Here is a 22,208-nt window from a genome sequence, read left to right on the forward strand (position 1 = left end):
TGCGGTCGTGGGGTTCGCGGAGCGGATGCGGGCGGAGCTGGAGCGAGCGGAACTGCCCGGTCGCGTCGGGTTCGCCGCGTGGGACCTGGCGGAGCGCGAGCCGGTGCTGCTCGATGCCGAGCGGGTGGTGCACTCCGCGAGCACGATCAAGGTGCTGATCATGATCACCGCGCTGCGGGCCGTGCAGGCCGGACGGCTTGGCCTGGACGACCCGCGGGACCTGCCCGCGGAGCGCGTCGGTGGCGCTGGAGTCCTGCGGCTGCTGAGCAGCGTCGACCGGATGTCGTTGCGGGACCTGATCGTCCTGATGATCGTGATCAGCGACAACGAGGCCACCAACGCGGTCATCGACGCCGTCGGGTTCGACGCGATCCGGGACTGCGCGGCAGATCTGGGCTGCACCGCGACCCGGGTGGAGCGGCACCTGATGCGCCACCACGAACCCGGCCGCAACGAGACCACCGCCCTGGACCAGGCCCGCGTGCTCGACCGCCTGGCCAGCGGAGAGGCGCTGCCGCCGGAGCTGACCGAGCACGCGCTGGGCGTGCTGGCCGAGCAGCAGGTCCGCGACCGGCTGCCCGCGCTGCTCCCCGCGGGTGTGAGCTGCTGGAACAAGACGGGCGAGCTCCTCGGGCTGCGCCACGACGTGGGCCTGATCGGCACCGGACGCCCGCAGCTGGTGATCGCGGTCCTGGTCGACGAACTCACCGACGACCGCTCGCTCAACGACTACCGCGGCGGCCCGGCCTGCGACGCCATCGCAGCGCTCGGTCGAAGCGCGTACGACGCCCTGCTCTGAGGCCGGATCTGCGGAGCTCGGCGAACGCGGAACGGCTCGGAAGCACTGCCGCCAACGCGGCTGCGAACGCCTCCAGATCACTCGAATGCGTGTTCTAAAACGCGCTCTGACGTGGTAAGATCGTGTTGTCGGGCAGGGGATTCGGGCACATTTCGACCACTGTGGACTGTCGTGGTTCGGGCACGCGGTTCGCAGTGGCGTTGAATGCTGCCCTCGGCCGCGGAGGGGTACTCGTGGACGGTGTGCACATCAGCCTCGGTTCGTTCCTGGACTACGCGCGCAGCACGCCGCGCGGCTGCGCGGGCATAGTTCGCGACCAGTGGGAGATCTACGTCGCCGAGACGAGCATGGCCTGGACGTTCTACGCGCCGTTCCGGTCGGCGCTGCGGAGGGCGGTGAACTCGCCGGACCCGTCGGCGGTCATGGCCGCGGTGGTGGAGGACGCGCGGCCGGTGCAGCAGCCGCACTTCCTGCAGCTGCACGAGGGATTCGAACGCTGGTGGCGGAAGGTGAAGGCCACCGGTGTTCCGCTGGAGTCCGCCATGTGGACGGTCGGGGAGCTCTCCGTCACCGTCTCCCGGCACAGCGCCATGGCGTTGCGCCATCGAGACGGCAGCACCGAGGTCGTGCTGCCCTACCTGAAGGAGCCGGAACTCGGAACGGATTCGGCGAACCTGGCGCTGCGGGTGCTAGAGCACCTGGTGCCGGTCTTGCTGCCAGGAGCGGCACCGATGGTCCTGGACGTGCGACGCGGAAAAGCCATGCGGCTGCGCAAGAACGCGAATCGAGCGGAACTCGACGCGATGTTATCCGCCGAAGCGGCCAAATACCTCACCCACTGGACGGCCATGGCCGAACTCCGCCGAGCCGAGTAGCGGGACAGCTCCGAGCTGAACGCCGAGTGCGGCGCGGGTTTCGAGCCCGCGCCGCGCTCCGGTGCGGATTTCAGCTGCGCCGGGGCTGGCGGTGCATCAGGCCGAAGCGCGACCACTGGGTCTCGGCGGCTTCGATGGACCGGCGCGTTCGTTCCGGGTCCAGTGTGGACAGCTGGGCGACGATCGCCTGCGCGACCGCCAGACCCGGCGCCAGCGAGGGGAAGAACGCCACTCCCTCGGCGGGGATCAGCACGACCTCCTCGGAGGCCGCGGCCAGGGCGGGGCTGGCGGCGTCGGTGAGCGCGAAGACCCGCGCCCCGCGGCTGTGCGCCTCCTCGGCGGCCGTCACCGTGCTCTGGTAGAGCCGCCAGAAGCTGATCGCCACCAGCACGTCGTCCGGCTCGATCCGGGACATCGCGTTGGCCAGATCGGCGTCCTCGCGCACCACCGTCGCGTCGTACCCGGCCAGTCGCACGTTGTGCCCCAGCGCCGAACCGATCGCGACGTAGCTGCCGTTGGCGATGATCAGCACCTGCCGGGCCTGTGCGATCGCCTCGGCGATGGTCCGGAGCTGCTGCTCGTCCAGCCGCCGGTTCAGCACGGCGAGCGACTCCAGGTCCCGGCGCAGCGATGCCCCGCCGAGCTCGCCTTCGGTGCGCTGCGCGGCGGCGACCTCCGGAGCGCTCAGCGAGGACAGGTAGCGCGCCCGCAGTTCCCGCTGCAGGTCCGACCAACCGCTGAAGCCGAGCGCCTGGGCGGTCCGGCTCACCGTCGCGACGTTGACGCCGGCCAGCTCGGCGGCCTCCGCAGCGGAGCTGTAGGAGACCCGCCGGGGCTGCGTCAGCAGCACTTCCAGCACTGACGTGCCCTTGCTGCGCAGGCCGCGTTCGGGCACGCGCCCCCGCAGCCAGGCCTCGAATCCGTCGGGTTCCCCGGCTGCGCTGCTGGCGGCGCGGTCGGTGGTCATCGGGTTCCTCTCGTCGGTCGCTGCGGGTCAACGCGAACAGTAGTGATCGCGAGGTAACGCAACAGGTATTGCATATCCAGATATCTGCACTATATGTTGCCGGTCACTTCATCTGGTGCGGTGAACCTTCCTGGAGGCACCTCGTGTCCCTGCTAGCCCGCTTGGACCGGCTCCCGCTGAGCCGGCCGCACTACCTGCTGCTGTTGCTCGGCGGCCTCGGCTACACCTTCGACGGGATGGACTCCGCCGTGGTGGCCTTCCTGCTGCCGAGCGTGCAAGACGCGTGGGGGCTGAACAACGCGCAGCTCGGCCTGATCGGCTCGGCCACCCCGTTCGGATTCCTGTTCGGTGCCACCTGCGCCGGGTTGCTCGGCGACCGCATCGGCCGCCGCAAGGTGATGATGTGGGCGCTGGGCTTCTACGCGGTGTTCTCGGTCGTCGGCGCCATGTCGCCGAACTACGAGATCTTCCTGGGCGCCCGGGTGCTCGCCGGGTTCGGCGCCGGGGCGGAGAGCGCGATCATCGCGCCGTTCCTGTCCGAGTTCGTCCCCGCCGCCCGGCGCGGCTGGTTCGTCGGCGCGCTGGCCGGCTTCTTCTCCTTCGGTTTCGTCGCGGCGGCGCTGCTCGGCCGGTTCGTGGTGCAGCCGGTACCCGAGGGCTGGCGCTGGGCGCAGGTGATCACCGCGCTGCCGATCGTGATGCTGCTGTGGTGGCGGCGTTCGCTGCCGGAATCGCCGCGCTACCTGCTGGCCTGCGGCAAGACCGCCGAAGCGGAGCAGGTCGTGGTCGACCTGGAGCGCAAGGTGCAGGCGGCGACCGGGCAACCGCTGCCGCCGGTGCCGGAAGCCGCCGTGGACAAGCCGGCCGAGGCGCGCAAGATCGGACTGCTCTCCGCGCTGAAGTACCTGTGGAGCGGCCGGATGGCGCGGCGCACCTCGATCACCTGGCTGATCTGGTTCGTGATCACCTTCTCCTACTACGGCTTCTTCACCTGGATCCCGACGTTGCTGGTGCAGCAGGGCATCACGGTCACCAAGAGCTTCGAGTTCTCGATCATCATCTACCTCGCGCAGGTCCCCGGGTACTTCTCGGCGGCGTGGCTGGGCGAGTTCCTGGACCGCAAGAACACCATCGCGCTGTACCTGGCGGGCGCGGCGGCCAGCGCGTTCTGGATGTCGCAGATGACCGAGCCGGTGCTGATCACGGTCGCGGCAGCGGTGCTGTCGTTCTTCCTCAACGGCACCTACGCGGCGGTCTACTCGTACACGCCGGAGGTGTTCCCGACCTGGATCCGCGCCTCGGGCACCGGGTTGTCCAGCGCGTTCGGCCGCGTCGGCAGCATCATCGCACCGTCGGTGATCGGGATGTCCGCGGCGACGCTCGGCTTCGCGGGCGTGTTCGGCATGACCACGGCGGTGCTCGCCGTCGGCGTCGTTTGCACCCTGATCTTCGGCCTGTCGACTGCGGGCCGCTCGCTGGAGGACCTGACCGAAGCCGACGCGCGGAAGGAGCCCGTCCGGTGAACCTGTCCGCTGTGGAAGAAGAAGTCCGGCGGGAGATCGGCGTCCGGCTGTTCACGGTGCTCGCCTGGCTGCCCGGCCGGCGCGTGCTGCACCGGGCGCACACCAGCCACCCCGACCGCTACCCGGTGGGCGGTGAGAAGTCCGCCGAGGTCGCGGCCGACTGGCTGGAGCGCTGCATCCACCAGCAGCAGCCGTTCTTCGGGCCCGACGCCGAGTCGGTCCGCCAGGTCTTCGCCGACCACGAGCTGATCGCGGAACTCGGTTGCGGCTCGGTCATCAACGTGCCCGTGATCAGCGCCGACGGCACCACGTTGGGCACCCTCGCACTGCTCGACGCGGAGCACGCCTACGGCCCGGCCCAGGTGGACCGCGCCGCTGAACTGGCCGAACTGGCCGTTCCCGCGCTGACCGAACTGGTCCAGCGCCTCGACGAGAACCAGGAGGATTCGTGACCGCCCTGCTGCTGCGTTCCGGCAAGCTGCTCGACGTCGAAACCGGTGAGTACGCCGAAGGGGATCTCCTGTGCGTGGACGGCCGGATCGCCGAGACCGGCCCGCGCCTGAGCGCGCCGGAGGGCGCGCAGACCGTGGACCTGGCCGGTGCCGCCGTCCTGCCCGGGCTGATCGACGCGCACGTGCACGTCACGGCCGCCACCGCGGATCTCAGCTCGCTGCCGTCGTGGTCGCCGTCCTACGCCACGGCGCACGCCGCGCGGATCATGGGCCAGATGCTCGACCGCGGCTTCACCACGGTCCGCGACGCCTCGGGCGCTGACTTCGGGCTGGCCGATGCGCAGGCCGAAGGCCTGATCCGGGGGCCGCGGGTGGCGTTCTGCGGCAAGGCGCTGAGCCAGACCGGCGGTCACGGCGACGGCCGCTCGCGCGGCACGCGGGTGCACGACGGCCACCAGTGCTGCGCCGGGCTGGGCAGGATCGCCGACGGGGTGGACGCGGTGCGGGCCGCCGCCCGCGACGAGCTGCGAAAAGGCGCGCACCACATCAAGGTGATGGCCAGCGGCGGGGTGGCCTCGCCGACCGACCGCATCGACTCCACCCAGTACTCGATGGACGAGCTGCGGGCGATCGTGGAGGAAGCCGACGCGGCCAACCGCTACGTCGCCGCCCACGCCTACACCGCGCGTTCGGTGAGCCGGGCGCTCAAGGCGGGCATCCGGTCCATCGAGCACGGCAACCTCATCGACGAGTCCAACATCCCCGAATTCCTCGAGCACGACGCGTTCCTGGTGCCGACGCTGGTGACCTACTGGGCGCTCAAGACCGAAGGCCGGGAGTTCGGGCTGCCCGAGGACAGCTGGCGCAAGGTCGACGAGGTGCTGGGCGCCGGGCTGGCCGCGCTGGAGCGGGCGCACCGCGCCGGGGTCAAGATCGTCTACGGCAGCGACCTGCTCGGCGGCATGCACCGCCACCAGAACGAGGAGTTCCGGATCCGCAGCGAGGTCCAGCCCCCGCTGGACGTCATCCGGGCCGCGACCACCACGGCAGCCGACCTGCTCGGCATGACCGGCGAGATCGGCACCCTCGCCGTCGGCGCTCTGGCCGATCTGGTGGTCGTCGACGGTGACCCGCTCACCGACATCGCGAAGCTCGCCGACCCGAAGCACATCCGCCACGTCGTCCAAGCCGGCCAGCTGGTGTGAGGGGAGAGGGGCTCCCGGATTCGGGAGCCCCTTGAACCCCTAGCCGAGCACCGGGTCCCAAGTGAGGCGGGCGGCCGAGGTGCCCAGCCCGGTGGGGCGGGGGACCAGGGCGCCGCCCGGGACGTTGTGGCGGAGCTCGGCGTCGAAGTACCGGCGGCATTCGCGGTGCCAGTTGAGGATTCCGGCCATCCAGTCCTGCAGCTCGGACGCGTAGCGGGTCAGCGTCGCGCGGGCTTCGGCGTCCAGACCGCGCTCTTCGAAGAGCGCGGGCAGCTCGACGTCCACCGTGCGCTCGAACTGCTGCAGGCGCGCGTCCATCACGTCGTGCACCACGCCGAACGCCCGGTCCAGGTCGCAGTCCAGGAAGTTCTGCACCACCACGACCGCGTTGTGCACCTCGCCCTCGTACTGGACCTCCTTGCGGTACGAGAACACGTCGTTGACCAGCATCGCGAAGTCGCTCGCCGAGTTCTCCATGGCCCGGACGGTGCGGGTCCGGTAGATCTCCGGCGGCACGGTCGCGCCGTGGGAGAACCGCGACAGGCTCATGGTCAGCTCCGAACCGAAGGTGCGGCGCCGCATCTCGACGTAGTCGACCGGGTCGGGGATCCGGTTCTGGTGCTGGTTGGCCAGTTCCCACAGCCACGCGTCGAGCATCACCTCGACGGTGTCGCGGAAGGTCCGGCGCTTGTCGATCGGCAGCGGTCTCGCCGTGCGCTGCCAGAGGTCGGCGAGCCCGCGCTCGAGCACGTTGGCCGGGACGACGGGACTGCTGCCCTCGACCGCCATGAGCTCCTTCAGCCGCGCGGTCAGCGCTTCGGCGCCCGCCATGTTGCGGCTGTGGCCGAAGACCTGCGGGTAGTAGTCGTCGCCGTAGGTCCCCCAGGTCAGCCACGCCGAGGCCAGCTCGAGCTCCTCGACGGTGGCATCCGGGTCCAGGCCAGCCGCGCAGTGCGGGAGGTCGTTGGCGCGCAGCGCCCCCTCGTCCCACACCAGCGGGACGTCGGCGAACATCCCGATGGAGCGGGACCATTCGACGGTGCGCTCGCGGACCAGGTCCAGGTGCGGGGACAGCGAAACCGGGTACGGCATCCGGATCTCCCGGCGCGGCACGTGGCTCACCGGCTGGAACGGCGTCCGCGTGTAGCTGCGCATCCGCTGCGGCGCGGTCGAGACCAGCGAGGAGATGATCCGGGCCGCCGAAGTGCCCAGCCCGGTCGGCCCGGCCAGCACGCTGGACCCGCCGCCCTCGGGATAGCGGCCCGACTGCACGTGCCACTCGTGCCCGCCGGACTGCCAGTCCTGCAAGCCCTTGACGTAGCCGAGCACGGCCAGCCGGCCCGCCGGATCGATGCCGTGCTCGTCGAGCAGCTGCGGAACTTCGGTCACCGCGGTGTGCTCGAACTGGTGCAACCGCGAGGTCAGCAGGTCGTTGACCGCCTCCGCGGCTTCCTGCGTCGAGCAGCCGAGGAACTTCTCGAAGACCAGCACGCCGTTGCTCAGCTCGCCCTCGTCCTGCACCTCGCGCTCGTAGGAGAACAGGTCGTTGCGCAGGTGCACGGCGTCGGAGAAGGTGTCCCGCAGCACCTGCATCGGCCTGGCCGCGGCGATCTCGGCCGGCACCTCGGCGCCGACGGCGTGCTCCACCAGGTTCGCCGACCACGGCGCCCCGCCGACCTTGCGGCGCATCTCCACGTATTCGATGGGATTGGACAGCCGGTTCTCGCTGATGTTGGCCAGCTCCCACAGCGATTCGTCCAGCAGGTGCTTGGTGTTCTCGGCGAAGCGCCGCCGCCAGTCCGCGCTCATCGTCGGCACCGTCCGCGTCCACAGGTCCGCCAGCCCGCGCTCCACCGGATTGGTCGGCTCCGCGGTGATCGGACCGTCGACGGGCATGAATGAGGGCAGCCGCTCCAGGTGCTCGCGCGCGCTGGCCAGGTCCGGATTTCGCTTGTACAGCTCCACGAAGTGGTCGTCGAAGTAGAACACCCACACGTACCAGTCGGTGATCAGGTCCAGCTCCGGGCCGTCGGCGTCCGGATGCGTGTACGCGCACAGCAGCGCGTAGTCGTGCCGGTCCAGGTCCGCTTCGTCCCAGATCGCCACCCCGTGCTGCGGCACGTCGATCATGTCCATCCGCCGGGCCCAGCTCTTGCTGTGCTCCCGCGCTCGCGCCAGGTTCGGGTTCAGCCGTGCCGGGTAGGACAGGTAGAACTCCGGCAGTCGGAAGGCCTGCATGGTCCGCGCACCTCTCTGCGATGGTCACCGACCCTGCGCACGAAACCAGTCGCGCCTGCGGCGGCCAATGCCCCGGAAGTCCTTCCACACGATCGGGAAGTGCCGTCGCCCGCATAGCCCAGCGCGGTGTTGCGGACAGTCAACTCCGCTGGTGGACGACCTCGCCGTCGACCACGGTCAGGTCCACTTCGCACTGCCAGATCTCGTTCGGCGGCTGGGAGAACGGGTCGCGGTCCAGCACCACCAGGTCGGCCGCCTTGCCGACCTCGACGGTCCCGGTCTCGCGGTCGGCGTGGTTGACCCAGGCGCTGCCCGCGGTGTAGGCGGCGAGCGCGTCGACGAGGTCGAGCGACTGCTCCGGCAGGAACGGCGGATCGTCGGAGCCGGGTTCCCTGCGGTTGACCGCGACGTGCACCGCCAGCACCGGATCGGCCTCGGACACCGGCCAGTCGCTGCCAGCCGCCAGCACCGCGCCCGCCGCGCGCAGCGAGCGGAACGGGTACTGCCAACCGGCCCGCCGATGTCCCAGGCGCGGGGTGGTCAGCTCGGTCATCGCCGCGTCGTTGACCGCCCACCGCGGCTGGATCGTCGCCACCACGCCGAGCTCGTGGAAGCGGGGGAGGTCGGAGGGCTGCACCACCTGCACGTGCGCGATCTGATGGCGCAGATCCCGTTCGCGCGCACCGGAAAGCGCGTCCAGCACGTCGCGCACCGCCCGGTCGCCGATGGCGTGGAAGTGCAGCTGGAACCCGGAATCCGCGAGCTCCGGCACCACTTCGGCGAGCTGTTCGCGGTCCACGAAGGACAGTCCGCTGCCGTGGCTGCCGAGGTAGGGGAGCAGCAGCGCGGCGGTGAAGTTCTCGCACACGCCGTCCTGCATGATCTTCACGGTGTCGGCCCGGAACCGCTGGCCGCGCGCCTTCTCGCGGCGGTGCCGCAGCTCCTCGATCTGCTCCCGGCCGCGGGCGCGATCCCACCACAGCGCGCCACGCACCTTGCCGGTCAGCAGTCCGCGCCGGTCGGCGTCGAGGTAGGTCGCCAGGGTGTCGTCGTAGCCGAGGTAGGGGCCGACGATCGCGTCGTGCCAGGACGTCACGCCGCGGGCGTGCAGGTGCCGTTGGCCCTCCATTAGCCCGGCCAGGTACTCGTCGTCACCGGTCGGCGGCAGCACCCGCTCGACCAGCCGGGTCGCACCCTCGTGCAGGGTCCCGGACGGATGACCGTCGGCATCGCGTTCGATCCGGCCGTCCGGCGGGTCGGGGGTGCGCCGGTCGATCCCGGCCAGCCGCAGCGCGGCGGTGTTCACCCAAGCGCCGTGGTGGTCGCGGTTGAGCAGGTACGCAGGGCGATCCCCGGTCACCGCATCCAGCGCGGTTCGGCTCGGCGCCCCGCCGGGGAACGACCCCATGTCCCAGCCGCCGCCCAGCACCCACCCCGCGTCCGGGCGGGTCCGCATGTAGGTCTCGACCTGCCGCAGGCACTCGTCGGCGTCGAGGCATTCGGTGAGGTCGCAGCGCAGCCGCTCGATCCCGCCGTAGATCGGGTGCACGTGCGCGTCGTGGAACCCGGGCAGCAGCAACCGGCCGCGCAGATCGACGAACTCGGCGCGCGGGAACCTGCGCGCCGAGGCGTCCCGGCCGACGGCGACGATCCGCCCGTCGCGCACCGCCACCGCATCGGTGAACGAGCGGGCGGCGTCCATTGTGGCCACCGGCCCACCTGCGAACACCACCTCGCGCATGCCGTGGATTGTGGCAGCAACTCCACGCCTGCGGCCCCACCGGGATACGCAGTTTCAATTGAAACTGTGCTCCGGCGCGGGTGGGATCTGCAGTTTCAATTGAAACTGCGGTTCGGACCGAAACACCGGTCCTGCGGGGTGGTGGCTAGCGCGGTTCGCCGGTGATGAGGGCGACGGCCTGGTCCCGGACCGGTTCGGTGACCTCCGGGATCCGGAAGCCCTGGTCGCGGATGTGGGCCAGGAGGTCGGCCTCCGGGGCGACGCCGTGCTGGCGCAAGTAGTAGCCGACCGCGCCGGGCCAGACCCAGCTGCCGTCGGTGTGGAAGGTCATCGGCACCGACGGGGTCCGAGCCGGGTCGAGCCGGTCGGTGTCGTAGCTGCGCGCGGCCAGCACGATCGGGGCCTTCTCCAGGTAGTCCGCGATCGGCCCGAGCTCGGTCGGGTCGAGCTCCGGGCGGTCGGTGATCGGCCGACCGGCGTCGTCGAAGACCTCCGCGGTGCGCAGCTGCGCCGCGGGCGCGGCGACGAGCCAGGCCGGGGTCGCCGAGGCGGGCCGCGGGAAGCGGCTGAGCTCCTCGGCGGCGGCGCCGGCCGGGGGAGTGGTGCGCCAGCTCGGCTCGTAGTCGCCGTTGAAGTCGACGGTGTAGCTGCCCGGGCGCTCCAGCCGGTACAGCGCGCTGACCCAGGTGCCGCGGTCCGGCTGGTACATGCCCTGGCGCAGCCGCGTGAACAGCTGGGCGGCTTCCACCGGCGCGGCCAGCGGAATGGCGGTGCCGTTGGGGGCGATCAGCTGCGCGGCCAGCTCCTGGTGGCTGCCCAGCGCGCGGTATTCGACGGTGGCTTCCCGCCAGCCAGGGGGCAGCGCGCGCACGATGACTCGGCCGATCTCCTGGATCAGCTGCTGCTGCGTCGCCTCGTCCAGCGATCCCGATGGGTCCTGGGGTCGTCCCGGTTGGCTCATGCCTCGCATCCTTCCAGCCACGTGGTGATCTTGGGAGCGGTTTGGCCCAAGTACCGGCGCGGCTTCGCCCTGTGCCGGCTTCTGCTGCGTTCGGAAGCTTAGAACCGAGTATCACCCGTTCGTGTGGCGGTGGGGCTTGGCATCCGGCGGTTGCGGCGATGCTGGTGAGAGGTCCGCGGAGGGTGCCGGTAACCGGCCGGACACACCCGTTCCGATGATGTAACGCTTGTCCGAGAAGTCGATTGTTGACAATCCCAACCGGCCGCCCTTAGCTTCGAGCCAACCGGGCGGAATGCGGGAGGTGCGCCATGCGAATCGAGTCGTACCGGAACCCTCGCCCGGCCCGTTGGTTGTCCTCTTCCTCGCTCTGGATGCGACATCTCTGACCGATCGAATCGGCAGTGGGGCGAGCGCGGCGATCACGCGGCTCGCCGATAGCTCGATCACTGGTTGCCCATTCCCCGCGCGGGTTCTCCGCAGCGGGTTCACGCGTTCTGCAGGAAGGAGGTTCGGCCGTGGCTATCGTCGACCGCGACCCGATGATGCGGGTGATCTGGACGGATCCCGTGACCGGCCGCAACGGCTACCTGGTGGTGCACAGCCTGGTGTCCGGTCTGGCCACCGGCGGAACCCGGATGCGCGCCGGGTGCACCTTGTCGGAGGTGGAGGACCTGGCGCGAGGCATGGCGCGCAAGACCGCGGTGTTCGACCTGCCGGTCGGCGGTGCGAAGGGCGGCATCGACTGCGATCCGAAGGATCCCGAGGCCAAGGGCGTGCTGCGCCGCTTCGTGCAGGCGATGCGGCCGTACCTGGACGCGCACTGGGTGACCGCGGAGGACCTCGGGGTGCCGCAGCACCTGATCGACGACGTGTTCGCCGAGGTCGGGCTGCACCAGTCCTACCACGCGGCGATCCTGCGAGCCCCGGACGTGGAGCGCACCCTGCGCCGCGTGCGAGCCGGTCTCAACGCCCCGGTGCCCGGCGGGCTGCTGCTCGGCGACGTGGTCGGCGGCTTCGGTGTCGCGCAGAGCTGCCTCGGTGTCGTGCACGCGAGGGGATGGGCTCCCGCTTCGACGACGGTCGCGGTCCAGGGCGTCGGGACGATGGGCGGCGGTGCGGCCTACTACTTGCACGAAGCCGGGCTGAAGGTCGTGGCGATGGCCGACGCGGCGGGAACGCTGTACGACCCGGACGGTCTGGACGTTCCGGCGCTGCTGGAAGCGCGCGACCGGTTCGGCGAGATCGACCGCGCCCTGGTGCCCGAACACGTCCAGCGCTCGCCGCGCGAAGCGGTCCTCAGCGCCGAGGTCGACGTGCTCATCCCGGCGGCGGTGTCCTACGCGATCGCTCCGCCGCAGGTGCCGGAGGTCAACGCCAAGGTCATCGTCGAGGCGGCCAACACCCCGGTGACCGCCGACGCCGAGGAAATGCTGGCCACTCGCGGCATTCCGGTGATCCCGGACTTCGTGGCCAACGCCGGTGCGGTCGCCTGGGCCTGGTGGCTGCTGCTGGGGCGGGTCGACGCGGACCCGGTGCTGTCGTTCCAGGTGTTGCGGGAGGAGATGCTCGCGAAGATCCCGCCGCTGCTGGCGGCCTGGGACGCCGAGGGGCTCACCCCGCGGGCCGCGGCGCTGATGCTCGCCGATCAGCGGACCGAGCAGAACATGGCCGCGGAAGCTCGCGGACAGGGCCTGCTGAGCATCCCCTGAGCACCTGTCCCCGGTCCTGTTCGTCTTCGAAGTGGGGTGGCCGCCCAGCCGTCCCCGGCGCTCGCCGCGCTGGGGTTCGGCCGGCGGCGCCGCCGCGCGAAACCGCTTCGCAGGAAAGGATCTAACCGGAATTTCCGCCCGCTTTCACGTGCGGCAATTGACGTGTGACAACCCGCAGTCGGAGTGCTAGCGTTCGTGGTGGTTGCAGTTTTGGTCCCAGCAGTACTGGAAGAGTGCCTGCCAGAACGCAGGCGCTTTTTTTGTGCCGTGGTGTGCCGGCGCCGCGCCGGCACGAGGTGATCATTCCGCGACCTCGGGTCTGCGCAGTGTTGACCCTGGCCAGCAGAATCAGGAGAAACAAGGAATGGCTACCGGTACGGTCAAGTGGTTCAACGCGGAGAAGGGCTACGGGTTCATCACCCCGGACGGCGGCGGCGCCGACGTGTTCGCCCACTACTCCGCGATCGACGCCTCCGGTTTCCGCACGTTGGAGGAGAACCAGCGCGTGGAGTTCGAGATCGCTCAGGGCCCGAAGGGTCCGCAGGCCGCGAGCATTCGCGCCATCTGACTGACGAACGGTCGTGCCGCTCCGGCACGACGGCGCATCGGAGAGAGCTCTGATGCCGCCTCGAGGGGCGGCAGGTCCGGGCCGTCCGCGGTGCCGGTCTGCCGCCCAGGAGGACCGCAGTTTTCACCCGATCCGGGGTGCCTCGCCGGGGTAGGCTTTCGAGCCGCTGACGTCTAACCCGGTGCGAGGTCGAAGTGCCCCTGCGTGTGGTTGTCGCCGGTTCGACCGGCGTGATCGGGAGAGCCCTCCTCCCGATGCTGCGGGAACGAGGTCATCACGTGACCGCGCTCGTGCGCGGCGTGGATCGGTTGGACGGTTCCGCACCGTTCGACGACGTCGCCGTCGCCGATCTGCAGGATCTCGACGAGGTGCAGCGCGAGTTGCGCCGCGCCGCACCGGATGTGGTGGTGGACCAGACCTCCGGGATCGGCCGCACCGATCTCTCCGACGGCCAGCTGCGTTCCGCGCGAACGCGCGAGCGGGCTTCGAAGAACTTGGTCGAGGCGGCCGTGGAAGCCGGTGCGCAGCGCATCATCGGGCAGAGCACGACCGCTGCCTACCTCCCGCACGGCCACGACGTGCTGGACGAGGAATCACCACTGTGGACCGACGCGCCGGGCTGCTGGGGCGACGCCGTCCGGGCCCAGGTGGCGGTGGAGGAAGCGGTCCTGGACTGCCCGGACATCGAGGGCGTCGCGCTGCGCTACGGCAACCTCTACGGCCCGGGCACGCAGTACGCGCCGGGCGGCGCGATCCACTCCAAGGTGTGCGGCAGCCAGCTGCCGGTGGTCGCCGACGAAGTCGGCCTGACCTCCTTCACCCACGTCGACGACGCGGCCGGGGCGGTGCTCGAACTGCTGGCTAGCGGTGACCCCGGCGCGTACAACGTGGTCGACAACGAGCCGGCGGCAGCGGTGGAGTGGCTGCCCGCCTACGCGCTGATGGCGGGCGGGCCGGCCCCGGTGTCGCTGACGCTGGAGCAGGCCAAGGCTCAGCTGGACTGGCTGACCGTCCACCAGCTGACCGAGCAGCGCGGTGCGACGAACTTCCGGCTCCGCGAAACCCTGGGCTGGCGCCCGAAGTGGCCCAGCTGGCGGGAGGGCTTCGCCGACCTCTTCGGCCACTGGCCGGGCTGAGGGCGCCGCAGCAGTGTGACTTTGTCCATCCTTCGCGGTGGACTCAGCACCGGTTCGGCGGGTTAGGTTCTAGCGAGACCAGTTCCCAGCCCAGGTCGGAGAGTGCCCCGATGACCACCGCCGATGTGCGCGCGCTGCGCGAATTACTGCCCGACGGACGCGTTTTCGACGACGTCGACGTGCTGGAGGCCTACCGCAACGACCGCGCCAGCTTCTGCCCGGCCGGCGTCCCGGCGGCGCTCGTCCGGGCGCGGTCCACTGAGGACGTGTCGACGACTCTGGCGTGGGCGCACCGGAACCGGGTTCCGGTGGTGCCGCAGGGTGCCCGCTCCGGGCTGTCGGGAGCGGCCAACGCGTTGGACGGCTGCATCCTGCTGTCGCTGGAGAAGATGGACCAGATCCTCGACATCGACGCCTCCGAGCAGATCGCCGTCGTCCAGCCCGGCGTGGTCAACGGCGTGCTCGCGGCGAAGGTCGCCGAGCACGGGCTGTTCTACCCGCCGGACCCCGGTTCGCGCAGCATCTCCACGATCGGCGGCAACGTGGCCACCAACGCCGGCGGCATGTGCTGCGTGAAGTACGGCGTGACCGGCGACTTCGTCCGCGCCCTTGAGGTCGTGCTGGCCGACGGCCGGGTGATGCGCACCGGCCGCCGCACCGCCAAGGGCGTGGCCGGCTACGACCTGACGCACCTGGTGGTCGGCTCCGAAGGCACTCTCGGCGTGGTCACCGAGGTCACCGTGGCGCTGCGACCGGCCGCCGCGCAGCCGCTGACCGCGGTCGCGTTCTTCCCGACCGTCGTCGACGCCGCGCGCACGGTGACCGGATACCTGGCGGAGGGCTACCGGCCGTCGGTGCTGGAGTTCATGGACTGGCCCACGGTCCAGGCGGTGCAGAAGCTCGCCGACCTGGGTTTTCCCGAGGGCATGGCGGGCATGCTGCTGGTGCAGTCCGATCGCGGCGATGCGGCGCCGGGTGACCTGGCCGCGTTCGAGGCCGTGGCCCGCGCCAACGACGCCTCCGAAGTGGTCGTCGCCGACGACCCGGCGGAGGGAGAACTGCTGATGCAGGCGCGACGGCTGGTCGGCGACGCCCACGAGAACCTGGGCGTGGCGGTGCTGGTGGACGACGTGTGCGTGCCGCGGCGCAGCCTGGTCGACCTGGTCGAGGGCCTGGGGCGGATCTCCGAGCAGTACCAGGTGGAGGTGCTGTGCGCCGGGCACGCGGGTGACGGCAACATGCACCCGTCGGTGGTCTTCGACGCCAGCGACGAAGCGGAGTCCGCCCGCGCGCAGCAGGCGTTCGACGCGATCATGGAGCTGGGCCTGGAGCTCGGCGGAACCATCACCGGCGAGCACGGCGTCGGGCACCTCAAGCGGCGCTGGCTGGGGGAGGAGCTGGACGAGGCCGCCCTGAGCGCGCAGCGCGCGATCAAGGCGGCCCTGGACCCGCACAACATCCTCAACCCGGGCCGGGTCTTCCCCGAGCAGGGCGGAATCACCTCGCGCTCGGCGTAGCCGCGGGTCAGTCGTGGTCGTAGGACTCGTCGACCGGGGCCGGGCGGTGCTGGTCGACGAGATCGGCCGGATCGACGTCGAGGGGGACCTCGACCTGTTCCGGTTCCTCTTCTTCGGGCAGGTCCTCGGCCTGGCGGGCCTGTTCGACGGCGTCGGCTTCCGGGGTCTCGGGGTGCATCGGTCCTCCAGTCGGTAGCCGGTCGGAGCACCCGCCACCGTAACCAGCTCAGCCGGGCAGGTCATCCCGAGACGTGGTTCGCGCATGACCGATTCGGCCCTGCCGCGACGCTGCCGCGGATAGGATCCGCGTCGAACGCGTATTCCACACCGGGAGTGCTCAACCGTGGCGGTCGCTCTAGGCGCTCTGATCGTCTTGTCCGCGGCGTCCGCCCTGATCGGTTGGCGGTGGACCCGGCCGAGCCGGAACCCGCGCGCAACTCCGTTGCGGCACCCCGGGTTCTGGCTTCTGGTGGTGGTGGCAGCGATCTACCTCAACCAGGTGCTGTGCACGATCTACCTGGTGCGGGTGCACCACGGCGATCCGGAGTTCATCGCGCGGTTCCTGCCGAGCGGGTGGTTCGCGCTCGCCGACGACGATCCGGCGATGCTGTGGCTGGCGGAGGTGTGGCCGCAGCCCGGACTCCTGTCGTGGACCCTGCTGCGGGTGCCGGCCCTGCTGGAGCTGCCGTTCGTGCTGCTGGCCTACCTGACGATCTGCCGCTGGTTCGGTGCCGAGGTGTTCGACCGGGCTGCGGTCTGGCCGGTGGCGGTGTCCTGGACGGCGACCTTCTGCTTGATCGAGTGGTCGCTGGCCAACCCCTACACGCTCCAGGACATCGCGTTGCGCGTCGTGTCCGGGCTGGTGACCCCGTGGTTGGTGGGGCGGCTGACCGCGGGGGAGCGGCAGCGGGTGAGGTCGACGGCCGATCTGGCGCTCTTCGCGGTGTCCGCATCGGCGCTCGGCGTGCTGGTGCTGGTCGTCTACGACACCGCTCTGCTCTACAACCTCGCGCACGTCGGCGACGCGTTGCCGATCGCGGCGGCAGCCACCGGGGCTCTCGTCGTGGCGAGGGTGCTCGCGCGGTGGTCTCCGACGACGCAGGCAGGACCTGGCATCACGGCGGTCAGCGCATCCCTGGGCTGGTTCCTGGTGTTCTTCCTCGCGCCAGCGCTCCCGATCCGCTACGGGCTCTCCTTCGGAACACCGATGTTGTCCGCAGTGGCCGGTCTGGTGATCATCGCCGCGGCCGTGGTGTGCGGAGTGCACGAGACCGCGCGCGGCTCGGCGGTTCCGTGGCGGGCATGGGGCGCGGAACTCGTGCTCGCGGTCGCGTTGGGAGCAGCAGCCGCCGTGGCCGCGTTCGCCGTTGCGAGCGGATATCCCGAGTCTCGGCTGCTGGCCGCCGCCGGGGCGTTCTTCGCGCTGGTGATCGTCGTGTGCGGGCTGCTGGACCGGGTGCTGAAAGCGAGGTGAGCGGAACCCCACTGCGGGAGTTCCGCCCACCTGCGATCAGATCAGCCCACCGACCGGCCGGCGTAGTCCGGCAGCGGTTCGACGAGCCCGGTCAGCCGCTCGGCGACCTCGGCGGGGAACGGCGAGGTACCGCCCTGCTCCTGGTCGACGTGCAGCGCCATGATCTCCTCGGTGGCCACCACGGTGCCGTCCACCGACATCTCGTGGCACAGGCGCAGCTTCTTCGCGCCCGCGCCCACCACGCGACTGGTGATCACCATCTCCGCGTCCGGCCCGACCTCGCGCAGGTAGCGCACGTGCGCTTCCACGGTGTACAGCGAGCAGCCGGTGCTGGTGCGGTAGTTCTCGTCCAGGCCCACCTGGTCCATCACCGCGTCGGTGGCGAACCCGAAGACCAGCACGTAGTAGGCCTCGCTGAGGTGGCCGTTGTAGTCGATCCACTCCGGACGGACCTGCTGGCGGAACTCCGCGAGCCCGCTCACTTCGCGCCCTTCCGGACCTCGTCGACCGCCCGCATCACGGCGATCACCGCGCGGTCGCGGTCGGCGACCAGCTCGGCGATGCTGCGACCGCCTGCGGCCTCCTCGCAGCCCTCGACCATCGCGTCGCGCAGCTCGGTGGTGAGCTCGGGCGCTTCCAGCCGGGTCCACGGCGACTTCAGCGACGGGCCGAAGTGGTCGAGCATGTGCGCCATGCCGCCCTCGCCACCGGCCAGGTGGAAGGTCAGGCACGGGCCGAGCAGCGGCCAGCGCAGCCCCGGGCCGTCGGTGATCGAGGCGTCGATCTGCTCGACGGTCGCCTCGCCGTTGGCCACCATGTGCAGCGCCTCGCGCCAGATCGCCTCCTGCAGGCGGTTGGCGATGAAGCCCGGCACCTCGCGGTCCATGGTGATCACCGACTTGCCCGCGACCTCGAAGAACTCCGAAGCCCACTGCACGGCCCACGCCTCGGTCTTCTCGCCGCCGACGACCTCGACCAGCGGGATGAGGTACGGCGGGTTGAACGGGTGACCCACCACGAGGCGCTGCGGCGTCGGGCAGTCCACCTGCATCTCGGTCATGCCGTAGCCCGAGGTGGACGAGGCGACCACCACGCCGGCCGGGGTGGCCGCGTCGATGCGGGCCAGCAGGTCCCGCTTGAGCGCGAGGTCCTCCGGCGCGCTCTCCTGCACGAACTCGGCGTCGGCGACGGCGTCCTCCAGCGTCGCGGCGATGACCAGGTTGTCGCGGGAGGCGCCCTCGGCCAGGCCGAGCTCGGTCAGCGCGGGCCACGCGGCGTCGACCAGGCGGCGCAACTTGGCCTCGAACCCCGGAGCCGGGTCCCAGGCGGTCACCTGGTAGCCGCGGGCCAGGAAGTGCGCGACCCAGCCGCCGCCGATGACACCGGCACCGATGCAGGCGACCCGGCGAACCGAAGCGGGGGAGGGAGTGTGCTCGTTCAACTCAGAATTCCCTTTCGACGGGTGTCAGCGCTTCTTCAGGCCGAGCTGCTCGCGGGCCTGGTCGGGGGTGGCGATCTTCATGCCCATGCCCTCGACGATGCCCACCGCGCGCTCGACGAGCTGGCCGTTGGTGGCCTTGACGCCCTTGCTCAGGTAGAGGTTGTCCTCCAGGCCGACGCGCACGTTGCCGCCCAGCGCCGCGGCCAGACCGACCCAGCGCAGCTGGTTGCGGCCGATGGCGAAGCTCGCCCAGTTCGCGCCCTCCGGCAGCATGTTGATCATCGCCTGCAGCAGGCCCGGGTCCGGCGGGGCGCCCCACGGGATGCCCGCGCACAGCTGGAACAGCGGCGGGGCGTCGAGCAGGCCCTCGGCGAGCAGCTGCTTGGCGAACCACAGGTTGCCGGTGTCGAAGATCTCCAGCTCCGGCTTGACGCCGAGCTCCTGGATCCGCTTGGCGCCGGCGCGCATCATGTCCGGGGTGGAGATGTAGAGCTGGCTGCCGTCGCCGAAGTTCAGCGAACCGCAGTCCAGGGTGCAGATGTCGGGCAGCAGCTCCTCGACGTGCGGCAGCCGCTCCAGGCCGTTGACCAGGTCGGTGCCCTCGACCGGCTTGAGCGGGTCGTCGGGGGAGATGAACAGGTCGCCGCCCATGCCCGCGGTCAGGTTGATGACCACGTCGATGCCGGTTTCCTTGATGCGCTCCACGACCTCGCGGTAGAGCGCGACGTCCCGCGAGCCCTGGCCGGTCTCGACGTTGCGGACGTGGATGTGCACCACGGCCGCCCCGGCCTCGGCGGCCGCGACCGCGTCCTTGGCGATCTGCTCCGGGGTCACCGGGACGAACTCGCTCTTGCCGGTGGTGTCACCGGCGCCGGTGAGCGCGGCGGTGACGATGACTTCGTTGGCCATCGGGCTCTCCTCTCGTGGGTAGGGTTCAGCGCCCGGGCACCCGAGGCGGGTGTCCGGTGGAGTTGTGGGGGATGTCAGTGCCGGACGATCTCGCGTTCGACGAACTCGCGCAGCACCTTGCGCATCCGCTCGACGGACCGGCCGGGGCGTCCGGCGAGCACCTGGATGCCGAGCCCGTCGATCAGCGCGGTGAGCGTGACGGTCAGCTCCTCGGCGTCGGTGTCGGCGAACACGCCCTGCTCCTGGCCCTGCCGGATGGTGCGGCCGATGGTGTCGTGCCAGCGCGTGTAGGAATCGCTGTGCAGGACCTGCAGATCCGGGTTGAGCGCGCTCTCGGTCCACACCTGCAGCCAGATCGACCACTCCTGGCGCAGCAGGCCCGGCGTGGGCAGCTGCAGCTCGACCAGCCGCAGCAGGCGCTCGTGGGCGTCTTCGACGGCGTGCAGCTCGGCGACCTGCCGGTCGAAGGCCAGCCGCACCGAGTAGCGCAGCGTCTCGGTGAGCAGGTCGTCGCGGCCGGGGAAGTAGTAGTGGATCGTCGCGGCGCTGGTGCCGCACTCCTTGGCCACGTCGGAGACGCGCACCGAGTGGAAGCCGCGTTCGGCGATCAGCCGCCAGGCCGCGTCGAGGATCTGCTGGTAGCGGCTGGCTTCCCGGAGATCACCGGGGTCGCGCCCGGGCCGGGCGGTGCGCTGCGGCGCGGCCGCCACCGTCTCGACGTCGTCCCCGCCGTTGATCAGCCAGTTGACCGTGACACCGGTGAGCTCGCCGATGCGGGTGAGCTCGACCGGGGTGAACCGCCTGGTGCCGGTCAGCGATTTGGACAGCTTGGTGGGGTCCAATCCGATCTGCTCGGCGAAAGCCCGTTGGCTTCCGGGATACTGGCGCAACACGTCGCGCACCCGTTGGCGCAACGCAGCCGTCGTGTCCTCCACGGGACGGAACGCTAACAGCACATTGCGAGAATCGCAATGATCTGGGCGTGTTGCGATCGGGCCGGATGATCCCCTGTCGGATGAATATCCCCAGTAAGCGGCGTTGAAATGCCGGTCGGGGGAGGCCGATCGGGTGGTCTATGTGATTGATAAGTCAGTCGGTCGCAATGCTGGGCAGGGCCGGGTGGTGCGAGCCTAGAACGAACGTGCTGAGCTGAACCCGTGGACCCGACCGAGTCGAAGACGCGTTCCCCCGAGGAGTCAGCCACCCGCTGGCAGGTGCTCGCCATCTGCCTGGTCGCGGGATTCATGACGCTGCTGGACGTCAGCATCGTCAACGTCGCCCTGCCTTCGATCCAGCAAGGCCTGGATGCGCCCGCCGCCGCGCTGTCCTGGGTGGTCTCCGGGTACGCGCTGACCTTCGGCCTGGTGCTGGTACCGGCGGGACGTCTCGGCGACGACCGCGGCCGCAGCCGGATGTTCCTGCTGGCGCTGGGGGCGTTCACGGTGGCCAGCGCGCTGGCCGGATTCGCGATGACCCCGCTGTGGCTGGTGGTGGCCAGGCTGCTGCAGGGCATGGCAGGCGGTCTGCTCAACCCGCAGGTGCTCGGCTTGATGCAGCAGCTGTTCCACGGCCGGGAGCGCGGGAAGGCCTTCGGCCTGTTCGGCGCGGTGGTGGGCATCTCCACCGCGATCGGCCCGCTGCTGGGCGGGCTGATCATCCAGCTGGCGGGTGCGGAGCACGGCTGGCGCTGGGTGTTCTTCGTGAACCTGCCGATCGGTGCGGCGGCGATCCTGTACGGCCTGCGCGTGCTCCCGCGCGACAGCGCGAAGGGGGCGACGCGCAGCCTCGACCTGGTGGGCGTGCTGCTGCTCGGCGGCGGTCTGCTGTGCCTGCTGCTGCCGCTGGTCGAGCAGGAGAGCGGCCGGTCGACCCCGTGGTACCTGGTGATCGTCGCGGTGGTGCTGCTGACGTCGTTCGTGGCGTGGGAGCACTGGTACGACAAGCGCGGGCACTCGCCGCTGGTCAACCTGCGACTGCTGCGCATCCGCAGCTACTCGTTCGGCGCGACCCTCGGCCTGCTGTACTTCGCCGGATTCACCAGCATCTTCTTCGTCCTGGCGGTGTACCTCCAGCGCGGTCTGGGCTATTCGGCGCTGCAAGCCGGGCTCGCGCTCACGCCGTTCGCGGTCGGCTCCGCGGTTTCGTCGGCGATGAGCGGACGACTCGTGTACCGGATGGGCCGCCGGCTGGTCGTCATCGGCCTGATCGGTGCGCTGCTCGGTCTCCTCGCGACCGACCTGCTGCTGCGCACCCAACCGGGCTCGATGGCGGGAGTGGTGACGGCGCTGCCCCTGCTGGTGGCGGGAGTCGGCAGCGGCCTGGTGATCTCCCCGAACCAGACAGTGACCCTCAGCGAGATCGACAGCGCCCACGGCGGAACGGCGGCCGGAGTCCAGCAGACCGGCCAGCGGATCGGCTCGGCGGTGGGTACGGCAGCGGCCTCCGGCCTGTTCTTCGGAGTCCTGGCCACCGCCGGCTTCGACGCAGCGATCACCAGCGGCCTGATCGTCTCGATCGGCTTCGTCGCAGCAGCCCTCCTGGTGGCCCTGGCCGAAGTCGTCCTGGCCAAGCGCGCCGTTTCGCCTGCTGAGGCTCCGTGAGCACTTTGGGTTGCTATAGCCACCCAAAGTATTCACGGGTCCTGACCAGCGCGATCATCGCCTCGACATCCACTGGACTTCTCGGGACGAACG

The 22,208-nt window shown here is 70.5% G+C and carries 20 protein-coding genes; 11 read left to right on the plus strand and 9 right to left on the minus strand.

Annotated features, from left to right (window positions below):
• The first annotated feature begins 7 nt into the window (after positions 1–7).
• Together OU415_RS16345 and OU415_RS16350 are read left to right on the plus strand one after the other, a co-directional pair.
• A complete protein-coding gene (locus OU415_RS16345) occupies positions 8–799 on the plus strand; it encodes a serine hydrolase (RefSeq protein WP_270949648.1) in 792 nt (263 codons plus the stop codon).
• Between the two features lie 233 nt (positions 800–1,032).
• Positions 1,033–1,674 carry a hypothetical protein gene (locus OU415_RS16350; RefSeq protein WP_270949649.1) on the plus strand — a complete coding sequence of 214 codons (642 nt, stop codon included), beginning with the start codon at positions 1,033–1,035 and terminating at the stop codon, positions 1,672–1,674.
• Positions 1,675–1,744: 70 nt separating this feature from the next.
• Here the strand turns inward: OU415_RS16350 and OU415_RS16355 are convergent, their stop codons facing one another.
• Positions 1,745–2,641, minus strand: coding sequence for a MurR/RpiR family transcriptional regulator (locus OU415_RS16355; RefSeq protein WP_270949650.1), 897 nt, complete (start codon positions 2,639–2,641; stop codon positions 1,745–1,747).
• Positions 2,642–2,784: 143 nt separating this feature from the next.
• Between OU415_RS16355 and OU415_RS16360 the strand changes: the two genes are divergently transcribed.
• From OU415_RS16360 to OU415_RS16370, 3 genes are read left to right on the plus strand one after another with little or no spacing between them, the layout of a single operon-like run.
• The gene (locus OU415_RS16360) at positions 2,785–4,164 is read left to right on the plus strand and encodes an MFS transporter (protein ID WP_270949651.1); all 1,380 of its coding nucleotides are present in this window, start codon (positions 2,785–2,787) and stop codon (positions 4,162–4,164) included.
• Positions 4,161–4,616 carry a GAF domain-containing protein gene (locus tag OU415_RS16365; protein WP_270949652.1) on the plus strand — a complete coding sequence of 152 codons (456 nt, stop codon included), beginning with the start codon at positions 4,161–4,163 and terminating at the stop codon, positions 4,614–4,616. Before OU415_RS16360 ends, OU415_RS16365 begins: the two co-directional genes overlap by 4 nt.
• On the plus strand, positions 4,613–5,821 hold the full coding sequence (locus OU415_RS16370) for a metal-dependent hydrolase family protein (RefSeq protein ID WP_270949653.1): 1,209 nt from the start codon (positions 4,613–4,615) through the stop codon (positions 5,819–5,821). Before OU415_RS16365 ends, OU415_RS16370 begins: the two co-directional genes overlap by 4 nt.
• A gap of 39 nt (positions 5,822–5,860) precedes the next feature.
• Here OU415_RS16370 and OU415_RS16375 read toward each other — a convergent pair whose 3' ends face one another.
• The 3 genes from OU415_RS16375 to OU415_RS16385 form a co-directional block, all read right to left on the minus strand.
• Positions 5,861–8,059 carry a terpene synthase family protein gene (locus tag OU415_RS16375; protein WP_270949654.1) on the minus strand — a complete coding sequence of 733 codons (2,199 nt, stop codon included), beginning with the start codon at positions 8,057–8,059 and terminating at the stop codon, positions 5,861–5,863.
• A 139-nt stretch (positions 8,060–8,198) separates the two neighbouring features.
• Complete coding sequence (locus tag OU415_RS16380; RefSeq protein ID WP_270949655.1) at positions 8,199–9,800, minus strand: amidohydrolase; 1,602 nt, start codon at positions 9,798–9,800, stop codon at positions 8,199–8,201.
• A 145-nt stretch (positions 9,801–9,945) separates the two neighbouring features.
• Positions 9,946–10,761, minus strand: a complete 816-nt coding sequence (locus tag OU415_RS16385) for a hypothetical protein (RefSeq protein WP_270949656.1) — start codon at positions 10,759–10,761, stop codon at positions 9,946–9,948.
• 539 nt (positions 10,762–11,300) lie between these two features.
• Here OU415_RS16385 and OU415_RS16390 point away from each other — a divergent pair.
• The 4 genes from OU415_RS16390 to OU415_RS16405 all read left to right on the plus strand — a co-directional run bounded on the left by OU415_RS16390 (position 11,301) and on the right by OU415_RS16405 (position 15,691).
• The gene (locus OU415_RS16390; RefSeq protein WP_270949675.1) at positions 11,301–12,470 is read left to right on the plus strand and encodes a Glu/Leu/Phe/Val family dehydrogenase; all 1,170 of its coding nucleotides are present in this window, start codon (positions 11,301–11,303) and stop codon (positions 12,468–12,470) included.
• A gap of 364 nt (positions 12,471–12,834) precedes the next feature.
• Positions 12,835–13,038: a cold-shock protein gene (locus tag OU415_RS16395; RefSeq protein ID WP_270949657.1), complete on the plus strand. Its 204-nt coding sequence runs from the start codon at positions 12,835–12,837 to the stop codon at positions 13,036–13,038.
• A gap of 254 nt (positions 13,039–13,292) precedes the next feature.
• A complete protein-coding gene (locus tag OU415_RS16400; protein ID WP_408641858.1) occupies positions 13,293–14,174 on the plus strand; it encodes an NAD-dependent epimerase/dehydratase family protein in 882 nt (293 codons plus the stop codon).
• Between the two features lie 110 nt (positions 14,175–14,284).
• Positions 14,285–15,691 (plus strand): FAD-binding oxidoreductase, encoded by a 1,407-nt coding sequence (locus OU415_RS16405; protein ID WP_270949658.1) that lies wholly within the window; start codon positions 14,285–14,287, stop codon positions 15,689–15,691.
• Between the two features lie 7 nt (positions 15,692–15,698).
• On the opposite strand, the gene OU415_RS16410 is transcribed toward OU415_RS16405, so the two are convergent.
• The gene (locus tag OU415_RS16410) at positions 15,699–15,869 is read right to left on the minus strand and encodes a hypothetical protein (RefSeq protein WP_270949659.1); all 171 of its coding nucleotides are present in this window, start codon (positions 15,867–15,869) and stop codon (positions 15,699–15,701) included.
• A gap of 165 nt (positions 15,870–16,034) precedes the next feature.
• Here OU415_RS16410 and OU415_RS16415 point away from each other — a divergent pair, with 165 nt between their 5' ends.
• Positions 16,035–17,165 (plus strand): hypothetical protein, encoded by a 1,131-nt coding sequence (locus OU415_RS16415; RefSeq protein ID WP_270949660.1) that lies wholly within the window; start codon positions 16,035–16,037, stop codon positions 17,163–17,165.
• A 41-nt stretch (positions 17,166–17,206) separates the two neighbouring features.
• Here the strand turns inward: OU415_RS16415 and OU415_RS16420 are convergent, their stop codons facing one another.
• The 4 genes from OU415_RS16420 to OU415_RS16435 form a co-directional block, all read right to left on the minus strand.
• The gene (locus OU415_RS16420; protein WP_270949661.1) at positions 17,207–17,647 is read right to left on the minus strand and encodes a thioesterase family protein; all 441 of its coding nucleotides are present in this window, start codon (positions 17,645–17,647) and stop codon (positions 17,207–17,209) included.
• On the minus strand, positions 17,644–18,606 hold the full coding sequence (locus OU415_RS16425) for a 3-hydroxyacyl-CoA dehydrogenase NAD-binding domain-containing protein (protein ID WP_270949662.1): 963 nt from the start codon (positions 18,604–18,606) through the stop codon (positions 17,644–17,646). Before OU415_RS16425 ends, OU415_RS16420 begins: the two co-directional genes overlap by 4 nt.
• A 24-nt stretch (positions 18,607–18,630) precedes the next feature.
• Complete coding sequence (locus OU415_RS16430) at positions 18,631–19,515, minus strand: BKACE family enzyme (protein ID WP_270949663.1); 885 nt, start codon at positions 19,513–19,515, stop codon at positions 18,631–18,633.
• Positions 19,516–19,589: 74 nt separating this feature from the next.
• On the minus strand, positions 19,590–20,450 hold the full coding sequence (locus tag OU415_RS16435) for a TetR/AcrR family transcriptional regulator (RefSeq protein WP_270949664.1): 861 nt from the start codon (positions 20,448–20,450) through the stop codon (positions 19,590–19,592).
• A gap of 222 nt (positions 20,451–20,672) precedes the next feature.
• Between OU415_RS16435 and OU415_RS16440 the strand changes: the two genes are divergently transcribed.
• Positions 20,673–22,115, plus strand: a complete 1,443-nt coding sequence (locus OU415_RS16440) for an MFS transporter (protein WP_270949665.1) — start codon at positions 20,673–20,675, stop codon at positions 22,113–22,115.
• Positions 22,116–22,208: the final 93 nt, after the last annotated feature.

It is taken from the genome of Saccharopolyspora oryzae (genome assembly GCF_027853915.1).
GTDB lineage: Bacteria > Actinomycetota > Actinomycetes > Mycobacteriales > Pseudonocardiaceae > Saccharopolyspora > Saccharopolyspora oryzae.